The sequence below is a fragment of the Streptomyces sp. NPDC088732 genome, from assembly GCF_044751205.1.
Taxonomy (GTDB): Bacteria; Actinomycetota; Actinomycetes; order Streptomycetales; family Streptomycetaceae; genus Actinacidiphila.
On sequence record NZ_JBIVLI010000009.1, the window covers coordinates 99404 to 113079 of the forward strand.

A 13676-nucleotide genomic window follows, 5' to 3' on the forward strand; every position below is an offset into this window, starting at 1 on the left:
GGTCGCTGGCGACGGGGGATGCACCAGCGACCGGACTGTTCAAACGGTAACAAGACTTCGCCCGAACGCAAATCCGGGTGCGCGGGTTCCGGCCCCTGTTTCACCCCTGAACGGGGTGGCTGTGACCAGGATCACCACGACGATCTTCACACTGTCACACTGCTGTCACTGAGTGTCAACTCAGCGTGATCTGCCGGTTCGTGAGGCCGCTGCGCGCCCGGCGCTCGTCCGCGGACAGCGGGGTGTCCAGCTCCAGCACCTCGGCCAGCCGCTCGCCGAAAGCCGCCGCCGGCTTCTCCACTTCCTCCGCGGACACGCCCACCGGCAGGTCCCACACCGGGACGACCAGACCGTGCGCCCGGAACGAGCCGACCAGCCGCGTGCCCTCGCCCAGCGACGAGACACCGGCCGCGTGCAGCCGCGCGAGCGCGTCCAGCAGCCGCTCCTCCGGGTGCGGCATGACCCAGCGAAGGTGGTTCTTCTCCGGGGTCTGGCACCAGTACGCGGCGTCCACGCCGGTCAGCCGCACGGTCGGGATCACGGCCGCGTTCGCCCGCTCCAGCGAGGCGGCGACCTCGCCGGTGGCGGCGTCCGCGTTCTCCAGCCAGAACTCGAACCCGGTGTGCACCACCGGCTCGAACGGCGCGTCCAGGTCCAGCACGTCCTGAAGCCGCGGACCGGACGGCGCCGGCCGGATCCCGTCCACCGGGTGGCCCGGCTCCGCCGTCAGCGCGCGCAGCAGCGTCTCCGCGAGGTCGCGGCTGATGTCCCCGGAGGCCGTCTCGTTCTGCAGGCCCAGCAGCACCTGGCCGGTGTCCCGGCGCAACCCGGGCCAGGCCATGGGCAGTACGGTCGCCAGCGTCACCATGGGCACGCCCTCGGGCAGCCCGTCCTTCAGCTTCAGCTCCGCCGTCGCCGCGGGCACCAGCTCGCGCAGCGCCACCCAGTCGCACTCGCCCGGCAGCCCCTCGAACGGCCGCCGCACCAGCTCCGCCACCGCGTGCGACGCCTCCCGTCCGTGGCAGGCCTTGTAGCGCCGCCCGGAACCGCAGGGGCAGGGCTCCCGGGCACCGACGACGGGGATCTCCCCGTCGGCGAGCTGCGCGGGGCGGGCGGGGGCCTTCGTCTTCGTCGGGCGCTTGTTCGCCATGGCTCGATCTCTCCCGGTAACGGCGGTGTTCCGGCCGTGAGCCTAGCGCCACGTGCCCTTCCGTCAGCGGAGGTCGCGACCGGGGCGGGGCCCGGTGCCGTGCGGCCGGAGGCCGCGGCGGGGTCGGGCCGTCGTCAGGGAAGGTCCTCGAAGGCGTCCGCGAATCCGACCGGGATGTCGATCTGCGGCGCCAGGCCGTCGCGCCGCGCGTGCCGGCTGCGCACCGCGAGCATCGCCCAGACCGTGACCTCGCCGGGCGCGTCCCGCACCCCCCAGCGCAGCGACAGACTGCGGACGATGCCCAGTCCCCGGCCGCCGCGCGCGGTGAGCGAGGGACTGGCCGGAAGCGGGCGGGTCGGACCGCCGCCGTCGGTCACCTCGACCGTCAGCAGCCCGTCCTCGTCGATGCGCCACGCGGCGCGGATACCGCTGCCGCCGGCCGCCGAGGACTCGTCCTCGCCCAGCGGACGGGCGTGCCGGCAGGAGTTGCTGAGCAACTCCGAGAGGATCAGCACCGCGTCGTCGACGACCGGCTCCGGAACCTCGTACGCACACAGTTCCTTGCGCAGCCTGCGCCGCGCCTCAGCGACACCCGTCGGACCATGCGGCAGGGCCATGGTCGAGGACGTCGGCACCTCCTGGGCCACCACCAACGCCACCCCCGAGACCTCCTTCACCCCACGCCACCGGATGGATGCCCTCTCGTTTCACGCCGGAAACCGGCCAACAGCGATCTCTTGGTGCACAGACAGCGATCGAACGGGCACCGAACGCGCCGGTGCGCGCCGAGTTCCGGAACCCGTGAGGACCCGAACGGAGCGGTGCGCTCCACCGCCCTTGCCTAGCGGCCGAGTTGGGCCAGCACCTGCTTGGGGCGATTGGTGATGACGGCCTCGACGCCGAGCCGCGCGCACAGTTCGACGTCCTCCGGCTCGTTGACCGTCCACACGTGCACGCGGTGCCCGGCCCGGTGCAGCCGCTCCACGTATCCCGGATGCGACCGCAGGATGCGGATGCTCGGCCCGGCGATCCCCACCCCCGCCGGCAGCCGGCCGTCGCGGTGCCGGGGCAGTACGTACTGCATGAGGAAGACGGTCGGCAGCTCGGGCGCGGCCAGCCGGACCCGGCGCAGCGAACGCGAGGAGAAGCTCATCACCCGCACGCGCGGCGGCTCGTCCGCCGGCGGGCGCAGCATGCCGAAACGGTCCAGCAGGTGCAGCAGCCGGTCCTCGACCTGGCCCGCCCAGCGGGTCGGGTGCTTGGTCTCCACCGCGAGCTCGATCCGCCGGCCGGTGTCCGCGATCAGCTCCAGCAGCCGCTCCAGGGTCAGCACCCGGCTCGCCTCGTCCTGGTCGGCGTCGAAGCGGTCCGGCACCTCGGCGTCGGTGTGCTGCCCCTTCCACGACCCGAAGTCCAGCGCCCGCAGATCGGCGAGCTCCATGGCCGAAACGGCGCCCCGGCCATTGGAGGTGCGGTTCACCCGGCGGTCGTGGACGCAGACCAGCACGCCGTCGGCGGTGAGACGCACATCGCACTCCAGGGCGTCCGCGCCGTCCTCGATCGCCTTCCGGTACGCGGCGAGTGTGTGCTCCGGGACGTCCTCGGAGGCACCGCGGTGGGCGACGACCTGGATCGCGCGGTCTTGGGTCACCGGGCTATCGTGCCATCCGCCCGGTCGTACCACGGACGCCGCTCGCGACTGTTTACGGTGGTCTGACAACCGGTGGGCAAAGCTGGCCCCATCCTGTCGGCCGTCGTACGTCTCCGTGACCGCAACCGTACGCACGGCATACAACGCATATCCCGGAGGAGATACAGCCGTGAGCACCGAGAACGAGGTCGGTCCGGTCCCGGCAACGCAGCCGGCGCAGCCGCCCGTCGACGCTGAGCCCGCCGCTCCCGCTGCACCTCCCGCGCCGCCGCAGGCCGCGCCCGCGGCGCCTGCCGTGGCCGAGGCGCCCGACGCTCCTCCCGCCGACGCGGCGCCGACCCCGGCGCCGACCCCGGCTGCGGCCCCGGCCCCGGACGCGAAGCCCGCCGACGCGGCTCCGGCCGAGGCCGCCGCGCCCCCCGTGCAGCCCCCGGCGCCGCAGCCTGCGGCCGCGCCGCACGTAGCCCCGCACCACGCGGCCCCGCATGCCCCGGCGCCGCACCACCACGCCGCCCCGCCGCACGCCGCCGCGCACCACGCGGCTCCGCACGCCGGTCCGTACGCCGCGCACCCGGCCGCGCCGCCCGCGGTTCCGCCGACCCAGCCCTTCGGCGCGCCCGCGGGTCCGGGCGGCCCCGGCGGCCCGGTCTGGGGCGCGCCCGTGCCGGCAGCCCCCGAGACGCCGCGCAAGCGCGGCAACGGCGGGCTGATCGCGGCCGTCCTCGTCGCCGCGCTGGTCGCCGGCGGCATCGGCGGCGGCATCGGCTTCTGGGCCGCCGACCGCAACGACAGCGGGTCCACCACGATCTCCGTCGCGGGCAACCCCAAGGACCTCAGCCGGGCCGCCGACTCCGTCGCCGGCATCGCCCGGCAGTCCCTTCCCAGCGTCGTCACCATCGAGGCCTCCGGCAGCCAGGAGAGCGGCACCGGCACCGGCTTCGTGTACGACAAGGAAGGCCACATCCTCACCAACAACCACGTGGTCGCCCCCGCGGCCGACGGCGGCAAGCTCACCGCCACGTTCTCCAACGGCAAGAAGTACGACGCCGAGGTCGTCGGCCGCGCCCAGGGCTACGACGTCGCCGTCATCAAGCTCACGGGGGTCAGCCCCGACCAGCTCACCCCGCTCGCCGTCGGCGACTCCGAGAAGGTCGCGGTCGGCGACTCCACCATCGCCATCGGCGCCCCGTTCGGCCTCTCCGGCACCGTCACCACCGGCATCGTCAGCGCGCTGCACCGCCCCATCGCCTCCAGCGACGGCGAAGGCTCCAACGCGTCCTACATGAGCGCCATACAGACCGACGCCTCCATCAACCCCGGCAACTCCGGCGGCCCCCTCCTCAACTCCGAGGGCGCCGTCATCGGCATCAACTCCGCGATCCAGTCGACCGGCAGCAGCGACGGCACCTCCCAGGCGGGCAGCGTCGGCCTCGGCTTCGCGATCCCGATCGACCAGGCCCGCCGCGTCGCCGAGGACCTGATCAAGACCGGCCAGCCGATCTACCCGGTCATCGGCGTGAGCGTCGACTCCAGCTACAACGGCGAGGGCGCCAAGATCGCCACCGGCCCCAGCGCGGTCACCGCGGGCGGCCCCGCCGAGAAGGCCGGGCTGCGCTCCGGCGACATCATCACCAAGTTCGACGACACGGTGGTCGACTCCTCCCCCACCCTCATCGGCGAGATCTGGCAGCACCAGCCGGGCGAGAAGGTCGACGTCACCTACACCCGCGACGGCCAGACCCGCACCGCCACCCTCACCCTCGGCGAGCGCAAGGGCGACAGCACCAGCTGACCCGACCCGTTAGGCTGTCCCCGCGCCAACGCCCCCTCCGGGGCACGCGGCGCGGGGAGAGTTGCCCGAGCGGCCTAAGGGAACGGTCTTGAAAACCGTCGTGGCAGCGATGTCACCGTGGGTTCAAATCCCACACTCTCCGCCCAGGTCAGCGTAGGTGCTGGTCAGAGGGGGTGTCTCCGGTTTGGAGACACCCCTTCTGGCGTTCACCCTGTCTCACCGCGAGTCGCCGGATTCCCGCCGTGGATCAGCCCGTGTGGGCCATGCGTGGGCCAGGATCAGCCCTCATCGTCGGTGCTCAGACCCTTGTCGATCAGCCTGTTCGCATGCGACTGACCACCACGCAGGATCTTCGCGTAGAAGCGGAACAGCACAGTGAGACTGTGGCCCGCGCGCCGCGCCACCTCGACCGGATCAACGCCGGAATTGATCCAGAGGGAGACGCCGGCATGCCGCAACGAGTAGGGCACGGCGGCCAGGGGTGAGCCCTCCTCTTCCTTGGTGAGCGCCTGCTCGCGTGCGATGTCCCATAGATCGCAGTACTCCGTGGATCGCACGCGACCACCGCGGGCCGCCCGGAACAGGTGCCCGTCCTCAGTCGTGCCGAATGCCTCGATGTGGTCGCGCAGCATTGCGGTGAGCACGGGCGGGATGGGCACAGGGCGCGTCGCCTTGCGGGCCCGACGCTTCAACCCGCGCTGCTCGTACGAGGCACCATCGTCGGTCCAGCCGGAGCCGACTTCTGGTCGGCTGCCGGCGAGGATCAGTTCCCCCCATCCCGATTCGGGCAGGTGGCAGTCCGCCTTGCGCAACGCAGCGGCTTCCGACGGGCGCATGGCCGCGTAGTAGAGGCACCCGAAGAATGGGGCGAGGTGAGCGCCCCTCGTGCCTTGCTGACGCACGGCAGAGATGAGCGCGGCCGTCTGCTTCGGGTTGGGTACGTAACGGAAGTCCACCTCGTCATCCCTGGCAGGTGGGGTCCAGTCGATCCGCAGCAGGGGATTGGTCGCCAGGGTGCCCCGCTCCACGGCGTACCGCATGGCGTTGCTGAGAACCATTCGCTTGCGGGCTGCGGTGTTGTCCGCTGCGGGTTGCCCGTTCATCTTGAGCGACAGGGCATCCAGGCCGGCCCGCATACGTTCGGGCTTGGCGGCCTCAGTGACCTTGAGTGAGTGTTTGGCGATCCAAGCGAGAGCCTCCGCTACGTCAGGCGGGGGAGTCTCTGCATCTGCGCGGGAGACGACCCCAGTCTCCGCCGTCAGCGTTGCGCGGAAAGCCCAGCCGTACAGAGCCTCACGGAGCAACGCCCGATCCGGCATGCCACGCGATGACGATACGAACGCCGGAGTGACGACGGCGAGGGCTTCCGCGATGCTGGCTCGGTGCTTGGCCGCTACCTTCGGCCACTTCATGAGGGCATAGGCCTTGGCGTGCTCGTACCAGGTAGGCGTGTTGAGCGCGTCCAGTTCGTCCGCGGGCAGTCCACTGTCCTCATCGAACTGTTGCCCATTGCGGAGGGCCGTCATCAGTTCGGAACGCCGGCCGTCTGCCTGCGCCTTGAGCTTGTAGCTTTTCGAGTGCGGGCGAGGTCCCACGCGCCATCGCAACTCGAACGGCTTGGGGCGGTCCTTGCGGGTCCGGATCGACCAGATCTGCACGTCGTACGTCAGCATGTCTCTCCATGCCGGAGGGGCCCGCCTTGCCAGGCGGGCCCCTCCGGGCGGTCGCGGGTGGATTAGGCGGCGTACTGCTCGCAGGACTCCAGCCAGGAATCGAGGTCCTGGCGGCGCACGCGAAGTTGACCGTTGGGGAGCTTGATCAGGCGGGGACCCTGGCCGCGGGCCCGCATTCGGTAGAAGGCGGCTCGGCTCATGCCGACCTCGGTCAGCACCTCGGGGAGTTTGAGCATCTGGGGGCGCGCCATCCTGCGACTCCTGTCGAAGTTGGGTTCTGCCTTGCTTCCAGGGATCCGCCACGTCCGCCACGCCGCCACATCGCAGGTCAGAGCCTTGATCATGTGGCGGATAGCGGTTTTGTGGCGGATAGGTGCCGCCACATCGAGCAGGTGTGGCGGCACCTACAGGGCCGGGTCGGTCAGCCGGCGACGGTGGGCTGTGTGGCGGTTTCTGCGGGCGTGTGGCGGATGCCGGGGGCGGTATCCGCCACGGATTCACCCCTCATGACCTGGGGTGTGGCGGCGTGGCGGACGTGGCGGATTCTCCGAGGGAGGGAGGGCAGTACCGCGTCCAGGCGTCCGTGAGGTCTTCCGCGTAGTAGCCCTTGGGGAAGCCGGACGGGGTGCGGATGCCGCGCGGCTTGATCGGCTTGTTGGCGGGGGTGACGTACTGACCGAGCAGCCGGGCCAGGGTGCGGGCGTTGATCGGCTTGTCGTCCAGGTCTCCCCATGGCGCGTCGTCCATGCGGAGCAGGCATTCGATGACCGCGGAGGTCGGCATCCGGTCGATGCCGCAGAACACCTTGTCGCGCAGGTCGATGAGGAGCCGGACACCGAGGGAGGCTTCGTCGTTGTCGTGGGCTGCGCTGATCAGTTCGAGGCAAGCTTCCCGGGCCCGCTTGGGCCAGTGACCGCCGACCGCATCCGCAACGGCGAGCAGGGGTTCCCACACGTCGGCGGGTCGGTCGGTGACGCCGTCAGGCATGTCGGGCCAGGCGCCGGCGACCCGGTCTCGGACGGAGTCGGCCCACTTGGCGAGGCGGTCGCGCAGGGCGTGGCCCTGCTTCTCGTGGACGCGCTGCCGGTAGGGCTCGACCTTCTCGTTCGGGGCGCGCTTGCGCATGCGGATGATGACGGAGCGGGTCAGCACCGTGTCGGGCAACGAGCCGAGTCCGGCCATGGCGACCGCGCAGTACGAGTTGAAGACCTGCGCGTTCTGGTTGGAGCCCTCTCCGACACAGCGCAGGGCGCCACCGATGCGCCGGTATCCGGCGTTGAGGAAGCCCCGCAGGGCCTCATCGGCGCCCGCTTTGGGGCCGAAGATGGTGTCCACCTCATCGAACAGCACGGTCGGCAGACCCGCGGCGGAGTCGACCAGCCGGTACAGGGCGTTCGCGGAGGCGGACACCGTGGCGACGGGGCGGGGCGTGAGGAGTTCCACGATCTCTAGCGCGCGGGACTTCCCGGATCCCGGTTCGGGGGACAGGAACGCGATCCGGGGCGTGGTCTCGAAGCAGTCGATGAGGTGGGCGTGGGCGTCCCACAGGGCGACCGCGACGTATGCGGCCTCGGTGGGGAAGACGTTGAAGCGTCGGTGGAAGGCTTCCACCTCGTTGAGCAGGGCCGCGCCGTCGGTCATGGGGAGGGTCCTCCGGTCGGATTGCTGCTGCGGGTCAGGGAGAAGGGCTGACAGGACGCCTTCGGCGGCGACTTTCGGCGCGCTACTCGCCGCGGGCGCGTGGGCCGGTGTGGCGGGGCCGGGGCCGTCGGTGGCGGGGATGCTCTTCAGTGGGGGGCGGGTGGGGGTGGTCATGCCGTGTCCCGGCGTCGCGGGTTGTGGGCGACGGACCAGTTGAGGGCGCTGCGCAGGGTGGAGCGGCACTGTGACGCCGGCAGTCCGGCCGCCTCGCCCGCTTCCTGAAGAGCCTGCTCAACCAGATGCCGGGGGAGGTCGCCCCATGCGACGAACCGCCCTACGGCGCGGGCGGCGCGGAACAACGCCGCTTCACGTGTGCCGTGTTGGGCCGTGGCGACGTTCCGCGTCTCGTTGGCGAGCGCAATGTCAGCGTATCGACGGGATTGCCCCGCTACGGCCACCGAGGGGGCCTGTACGGGCTTGGGGGCCGGTTCCAGGATGCTTTGCAGCCACCAGGACAGAGGGACGGCCACAGGGCCGCCTACGGCTTCGTAGCCGCCCGTGGGGGTGAGGGAGCCAGCGGCGACGACGTATCCGCCCCATGCGCGGGTGTCGACCAACGGCCCCACCGTGCCCGCGGTGTTGGTCAGGTGGATGCCGGGCGGGACGGTGAAGTACAGGTGCTGTCCGCCGCTTGCAGTCCGCGTCCTGTAGGTGTCGGGGACGGCCTTGCCGGCGCGCTCGCAGAGCGCCCCGAAGGTCGCCGCGCCGCAAGGCGCGTCCGCACTGCTGTTGTCCTTGGGCATGTCGAGGTCGACCACCAGCAGCCCCGACGGGCCCGTGGCGATACCGACGTTGAACGGGCCCTGCGACCAGGTCGCGCGAATACGGTCAGGGTCGGTGGTGGCGCGCTGCTCCCACTTCCGGTGCCCCGTCGCGCAGGGCCCGGTGCCGGGGCAGGTCGCTTCCCCGTGCAGCGCCGGCCGCTTGCTGCCGGGACGGAGCGGGAACACCGCCCACCCTTGCTCAGCCGCGGCCAGAGCCGCGTTCATCAGTACCTCGTTCACGCCGCCACCCCCGGGGCAACGGAGGCGAGGTAGGCGCGGCCGATCCAATCGGTGTAGGCGGGCGGAATGGCCTCGGTCAGTTCCTCGCGGACGTCGGTCCACGTGATGCCCATGGCTTCCTGCATCTCCGGCACGGTGGCCTTGCCTCCGCCGGAGCCGTACGGGGCGACGTAGGGGCCATCCCGGTACACGCCGTGGCGGTAGCCGCGGACGTAGCCGCGGTGCCGCGGATGTGCTGGCCGCGTCACGCTCCATTGGCCGAGTTCGAAGTTCCGGTGGCGCAGGACTCCGAGTTGGAACATCTCGCCGCACAGGGAGAGGTCTTTGCGGATCGCGGCGCGGCCGTTGGGCTGCTCGATCACGTACGGCAGGCCCGTTGCGTCCAACAGTTCCCGAGTCGGCGCGACCAGGTCGACGTGCGATCCACCCCAGCCTTGTGAGGCGTTCGTGCCGACGGTCAGGGCGCATCCGGCTTGGCAGGGCGGTGAGGCGTGGACGAACGCGTATCGCTCGATCTCCCCGGAGGCGATGAGCGCGGCGAGCCGCTCCAACGCGTCGCCCCGGTGGTAGCCGAAGGGGTAGTTCGGGCGGTGGGCGATGTCGACGCCGTCCACGTCGAACCCTGCGCGGTGGTAGCCCATGGCGGCTCCGCCGGCGCAGGAGAACAGGTCCAGCAGGCGCGGCCGGTGGCCTAACGCTCGCCGGATGTTTGTGGGTTGGGTCATTCTGGATGTCTCCAGCTCTGTGATGGGGCGGAGACCGGGGCGGCCGTGACTTTGGCGAGAGACGGCCGCCCCGACCTGTGTCAGTCGTCGGGGTCGACGGGGACCAGGCCACCGCTGATGAGGGCTGCGGCGGTGTCGGTGTCGAACCCTTGGGCTTCCAGGGCCAGCCGGGTACGGCGGGCTTGGGCCCGTTGGCGCTGCCGGTTCGTGATGGCTTTGGCGGCCTTGGCGCGGCGGCGCTGCTCGGTGGGGCGTTCGGCCCATGCGCTGTAGCAGTCGGGGTGTGCGGGCCATCCCTGCGCGCCGTGGGAGCGGTGCGTGGTGGGCTTCCCGCAGTGCTGACAGGGCTGCTCGCGCCGGGTGGGGCAGTGGGCCTGATGGCTTCCGTGTTCGGCCACCAGCCGGGACACGGCCAGGTGGCCGGAGGCGGTGCGGTGCAGTCCGCACCGGCACCACCATTCGCCCTGCGCAGGTTCTGCGGGCCGCACCCAGTTGGCGGTGCTGGCCGGGGCCGACACCCACAGTCCGGGCCGCTCGGGGGTGGGGCGGAGGCTGCTCACCGGGGCCCCTGCCCGTCACCCGTGGAAGTGGTTGCGCTTGAAGACGGCCTTGCGGATGTTGACCGTGGTCCGGTGGTCGCCCTTGTCGCTGCGGAGGACCTGGGCGGCGATGAAGCCGCCGAAGATGACCGCGGCCAGGATGATGAGCTGATGGACCAGGGCTGCGAGTGCGGCGATGAACGTCGTCAGCAGCACCAGCCCTCCGCACACCGCGGCGAACCCGACACCGCCCAGCGCGATGTTCACCGCGGTCCGGGAGACGGCCGGCTGAGCCTCGCTGGATGCCGGTAGCGGGGCGGGGGTGAGGGTGTAGCCGGTGACGACACGGCCGTCGGGCAGGACGACGCTCGCCACGGTGGTGTTCGGCTGTAGGGGCACGAGCGGGGCCGCATACGGCTGCACGGCAGCGAGCGGTACTGGCTGGTGGATGGTGACGGCCTGCTCGGTGGCCGCAACGGGGTTGCTGTCGGGGAACATGCGGAATCCCTTCTCGGCATGGCGCAGGGAGGCTGAGGCACCCCCTGTCGGGGTGCCCCTGGAGGGGGTGTTGGGGGTGCTGACCTGGGGTCCTCCCTGACTCCCTGGTGGATCATTCGTCCTGGTCAGGGGCAGGGAGGCGGGTCAGGGAGGGGTTCAGGGAGTTCTCCCTGCCTCCCTGACCCGCCGAGGGTGCGGCTCCCTCTACTTGCCGGTGGAAGCGGAACCGTCGGTGTCGCGGTTGGCGAGGGCGCGGGCGAGGCGGTCGCGGCCGATGACCATGCGGCCGTCGGACTTGTACGGCTCGGCTCCGGTGCCGTCCAGGACGCGCTTGAGGTCGATGAACGACCACCCGCCGTAGGCGCTGGCGTTCAAGGTCGCCAGCCGCTTCAGCACGTCCTGCGTGAGCACCCGCGACGCGTCCCCGACCACGGCGGCGATGTCGGCGAGCGGGTCGTGGTCCTCCCCGGTCTCGATGACCCGCAGCGTGGTCACCCCGTCCCGCAGGGCCTTGGCCCGGTCGGCGATCTCGGCTGCGGTGTCGGTGTCGATGTAGTGGGTTCGGACCGTGAGGGAAGCCTGGCCTGCCGGGATGGCGATTCCGTCGGAGGCGACGACGACGGTGCCCTTGTCCAGTCCGGGGCGGAGCAGGTTGGGGGCGGCGCCGCCGTCGACGGCCTTGTCCCCGAGCGCCATGCGGGCTTGCGACTCTGTACCGAGCGCGAGCGAGGCGCGGGTGTGGGCGCCCTCGCGGACGAGCTTGGGGAGGTTCTGGTCGGTGGGGTCCTGGGTGCCCTGCCACAGCAGCACGTTGACCGCACGGCCCTGGTTGTGGATCTTCCGGGCCGCCATGAAGTACCGACTGGTTGCCTTCGAGCCGCCATACGGCCGCTTGTCCTCGTCCACGACCGGGCACATGAACGCGACCTGCGCCTCGTCCACCAGGACGATGAGCGGCGGGAAGACGCTGCCCGGCGGGGCGGTCAGCCGGCGTTCCATCTCGGTGACGCCGCTTTCGACCATCTCCGTTGCCTGGATGACGTGGTCATCGGTCGGCCCCTGGATCAGGACCGTGGCGAGGCCGTCGAACATGGCCCAGTCGCCGGCGCCCTTGAGGTCCGCGACGCGGAACTCCACCGACTTGTCGAGCGCGAGCCACAGGGCGAGGGCGCGCAGGGCTGCGGTCTTGCCCTGGTTCGACAGGCCCGTGATGAGCAGGTGCCGCTGATACAGGCTCAAGCCCGCGGCGTCGCCGCGGAGATCCTGGCCCCACGGGGCCCGGCCCTTGGCGTAGTCGGCCCGAAGCGTCTCGTCCGTCGTGAGCGGGGACGGGCCGATCGGCTCGTCCAGAGCCCCGGAGTCGGCGACCCACAGCCGGACCGTGCGGGCCGCGGTCGGGATGGTGATGAACACCTCGTGCTCGTGCCGGGACAGGTTCTCCGCCAGCTTGCGGCGCCGGTTCTGCACCTCGATCGTGGACACCCCCGACGGGAGGGTGACGTCGACCTCGACACCGCAGCCGGCGATCCGGATCGGACCCAGCATCGATGCCCCGGCGTCGCCCATCTCCTTGATGGCCCCTCGCAGTGCGGGAACCCCGAGATCCCGCAGGGCCTTGACCACGATCGACGGGGTGATCGGCTCCCCCTCACCCGACCGGACGTTGGCGGGCATGACCCACTGGGGTGCAGCCTGTTGCTTGCTGCCAACAGCCCACAGGGCGAGCAGCAGCAGGAACGGGCCGATGTGGACCAGCGGACCCCAGACCACAGTGACGATGGTGATCATCAACTGGATGAAGTTGACCACGGCCATGACCGGGGTGACGACCTCGGTGACGTCCTTGGTGGCGATGGCCATCACGATCCCGAGGGCGATCAGGCCACCGATGCCGACCCCGGTCCCGACCAGGACGCCCTTGGCGGCGACGACGGGCGAGCGCAGCAGGTCCATGCGCCGGCGGTGCCGCGCCTCCCGGAAGCGCTGCCCGCGCTCCTCCCACTCCGCCGCGACCTCGTAATTCCCGGCCGCCTCCGCGGCCCGCAGCAGCCGCTCGTAGCGGGCCGTGGTCCGTGAATCCCAGGTGCGACGGACCACGATCCGCGTCCCGCCCAGCACATACATGCCGTGCCGGATCACCGCGCGGGCCACGGTCTTGGTCCGCTCGTGCGTCGCGGCCGTCTTCACGGCGTGGCCGGTGCGGACCCAACGCTGGGTCACGCGCGGGCGGTCGACGGCCTGTATGGGCTTGGGGTCGACCGCCGGCGGCGCGGTGTCGGCGGGGGGTTGCTTGAACAGTCGAACGACGTTGTCACTCATGCTTGGGGTCTCCAGACTGCCCCGCTCCCGGGGCGCGCAAAAGGGGTGCTCGATCGGTGCTCCGGGTCATGCGGCAGTGCGGATGAGCTGGGCGGCGAGGTGTTCGGCGGCGTACGCCTCGTCTTCCTCGTCACGCGTCTTGCGGGAGTGCTCGCGACTCGCCCACCAGCTGGACGGCTCGATGCCGAACGCGTCCCGCAGGTGCCGGACGTGCCGTTCGCGGACGCCGCGCCGGCTGTACTGCATGGCGTGCGTCAGCTCGTGCACGAGCGTGAGCGCCACGTGCTCCGTCGTGCGGTGCGTGTCGGCGTTGACCAGCAGCAACACCCCGCCGTCCGGGGTCGCTATCGCGCGGCCGGCCGCGTCACGGGCCTGCCGGTTCGTCTGCTTCAGGTGCTTGTCGCGGGTGCGCTGGTCGACGTAGCCGGCCAGCGCGATATCCGCGTCGGTGGCCAGCTCAGCCATGCCGCGGGCGTTGGTGACGACGACCTGTATGCGCGGCATCCGCCCCGGCACCTCCCGGCCGACCAACTTCACGGCGGCCGGGGCCAGACGCTTGGTGTCGCGGATGATGTCGCGGTGTCCGAACAACTTGAACGTGCTGATCGTGGGCTTCACGTCTCT

General features: G+C 71.3%; 12 protein-coding genes, 1 tRNA gene and 1 pseudogene. 2 read left to right on the forward strand and 12 right to left on the reverse strand.

Features of this window, described 5'->3' with window-relative positions:
* Positions 1 to 175: 175 nt before the first annotated feature.
* From ACIP9H_RS17145 to ACIP9H_RS17155, 3 genes are all read right to left on the reverse strand, one after another.
* Positions 176 to 1150 (reverse strand): DUF5926 family protein, encoded by a 975-nt coding sequence (locus tag ACIP9H_RS17145; protein ID WP_401595382.1) that lies wholly within the window; start codon positions 1148 to 1150, stop codon positions 176 to 178.
* Between the two features lie 134 nt (positions 1151 to 1284).
* The gene (locus tag ACIP9H_RS17150) at positions 1285 to 1809 is read right to left on the reverse strand and encodes an ATP-binding protein (RefSeq protein WP_401595385.1); all 525 of its coding nucleotides are present in this window, start codon (positions 1807 to 1809) and stop codon (positions 1285 to 1287) included.
* Positions 1810 to 1991: 182 nt separating this feature from the next.
* Positions 1992 to 2801, reverse strand: a complete 810-nt coding sequence (locus ACIP9H_RS17155) for a glycerophosphodiester phosphodiesterase (protein WP_360904286.1) — start codon at positions 2799 to 2801, stop codon at positions 1992 to 1994.
* Positions 2802 to 2970: 169 nt separating this feature from the next.
* Here ACIP9H_RS17155 and ACIP9H_RS17160 point away from each other — a divergent pair, with 169 nt between their 5' ends.
* Positions 2971 to 4593 (forward strand): S1C family serine protease, encoded by a 1623-nt coding sequence (locus ACIP9H_RS17160; RefSeq protein WP_401595388.1) that lies wholly within the window; start codon positions 2971 to 2973, stop codon positions 4591 to 4593.
* Between the two features lie 55 nt (positions 4594 to 4648).
* Positions 4649 to 4735: transfer RNA gene (locus tag ACIP9H_RS17165), tRNA-Ser, on the forward strand.
* A 136-nt stretch (positions 4736 to 4871) separates the two neighbouring features.
* Here the strand turns inward: ACIP9H_RS17165 and ACIP9H_RS17170 are convergent.
* The 9 genes and pseudogenes from ACIP9H_RS17170 to ACIP9H_RS17210 all read right to left on the reverse strand — a co-directional run bounded on the left by ACIP9H_RS17170 (position 4872) and on the right by ACIP9H_RS17210 (position 13670).
* Positions 4872 to 6266 carry a tyrosine-type recombinase/integrase gene (locus tag ACIP9H_RS17170; RefSeq protein ID WP_401959618.1) on the reverse strand — a complete coding sequence of 465 codons (1395 nt, stop codon included), beginning with the start codon at positions 6264 to 6266 and terminating at the stop codon, positions 4872 to 4874.
* A gap of 62 nt (positions 6267 to 6328) precedes the next feature.
* Entirely contained in the window at positions 6329 to 6517 is a 189-nt protein-coding gene (locus ACIP9H_RS17175) for a helix-turn-helix transcriptional regulator (protein WP_401595392.1), read from the reverse strand.
* A gap of 170 nt (positions 6518 to 6687) precedes the next feature.
* Positions 6688 to 7907 (reverse strand): annotated as a pseudogene (locus ACIP9H_RS17180) (DUF3631 domain-containing protein).
* A gap of 170 nt (positions 7908 to 8077) precedes the next feature.
* Entirely contained in the window at positions 8078 to 8956 is an 879-nt protein-coding gene (locus tag ACIP9H_RS17185; RefSeq protein ID WP_401959746.1) for a bifunctional DNA primase/polymerase, read from the reverse strand.
* Between the two features lie 11 nt (positions 8957 to 8967).
* A complete protein-coding gene (locus ACIP9H_RS17190; RefSeq protein ID WP_401959620.1) occupies positions 8968 to 9696 on the reverse strand; it encodes a DNA methylase in 729 nt (242 codons plus the stop codon).
* An 80-nt stretch (positions 9697 to 9776) separates the two neighbouring features.
* Entirely contained in the window at positions 9777 to 10256 is a 480-nt protein-coding gene (locus ACIP9H_RS17195) for a hypothetical protein (protein ID WP_401959621.1), read from the reverse strand.
* Between the two features lie 15 nt (positions 10257 to 10271).
* Positions 10272 to 10733 (reverse strand): hypothetical protein, encoded by a 462-nt coding sequence (locus ACIP9H_RS17200; protein ID WP_401959623.1) that lies wholly within the window; start codon positions 10731 to 10733, stop codon positions 10272 to 10274.
* A 204-nt stretch (positions 10734 to 10937) separates the two neighbouring features.
* On the reverse strand, positions 10938 to 13052 hold the full coding sequence (locus ACIP9H_RS17205) for an ATP-binding protein (RefSeq protein ID WP_401959625.1): 2115 nt from the start codon (positions 13050 to 13052) through the stop codon (positions 10938 to 10940).
* Between the two features lie 66 nt (positions 13053 to 13118).
* The gene (locus tag ACIP9H_RS17210) at positions 13119 to 13670 is read right to left on the reverse strand and encodes a hypothetical protein (RefSeq protein WP_401959627.1); all 552 of its coding nucleotides are present in this window, start codon (positions 13668 to 13670) and stop codon (positions 13119 to 13121) included.
* Positions 13671 to 13676: the final 6 nt, after the last annotated feature.

Bases quoted from the DNA above. Each gene is read 5' to 3' on its own strand.
- ACIP9H_RS17145 (WP_401595382.1), bottom strand. From the start codon at position 1,150: ATGGCGAACAAGCGCCCGACGAAGACGAAGGCCCCCGCCCGCCCCGCG.
- ACIP9H_RS17170 (WP_401959618.1), bottom strand. From the start codon at position 6,266: ATGCTGACGTACGACGTGCAGATCTGGTCGATCCGGACCCGCAAGGAC.
- ACIP9H_RS17175 (WP_401595392.1), bottom strand. From the start codon at position 6,517: ATGGCGCGCCCCCAGATGCTCAAACTCCCCGAGGTGCTGACCGAGGTC.
- ACIP9H_RS17185 (WP_401959746.1), bottom strand. From the start codon at position 8,956: ATGAACGCGGCTCTGGCCGCGGCTGAGCAAGGGTGGGCGGTGTTCCCG.
- ACIP9H_RS17190 (WP_401959620.1), bottom strand. From the start codon at position 9,696: ATGACCCAACCCACAAACATCCGGCGAGCGTTAGGCCACCGGCCGCGC.
- ACIP9H_RS17200 (WP_401959623.1), bottom strand. From the start codon at position 10,733: ATGTTCCCCGACAGCAACCCCGTTGCGGCCACCGAGCAGGCCGTCACC.
- ACIP9H_RS17205 (WP_401959625.1), bottom strand. From the start codon at position 13,052: ATGAGTGACAACGTCGTTCGACTGTTCAAGCAACCCCCCGCCGACACC.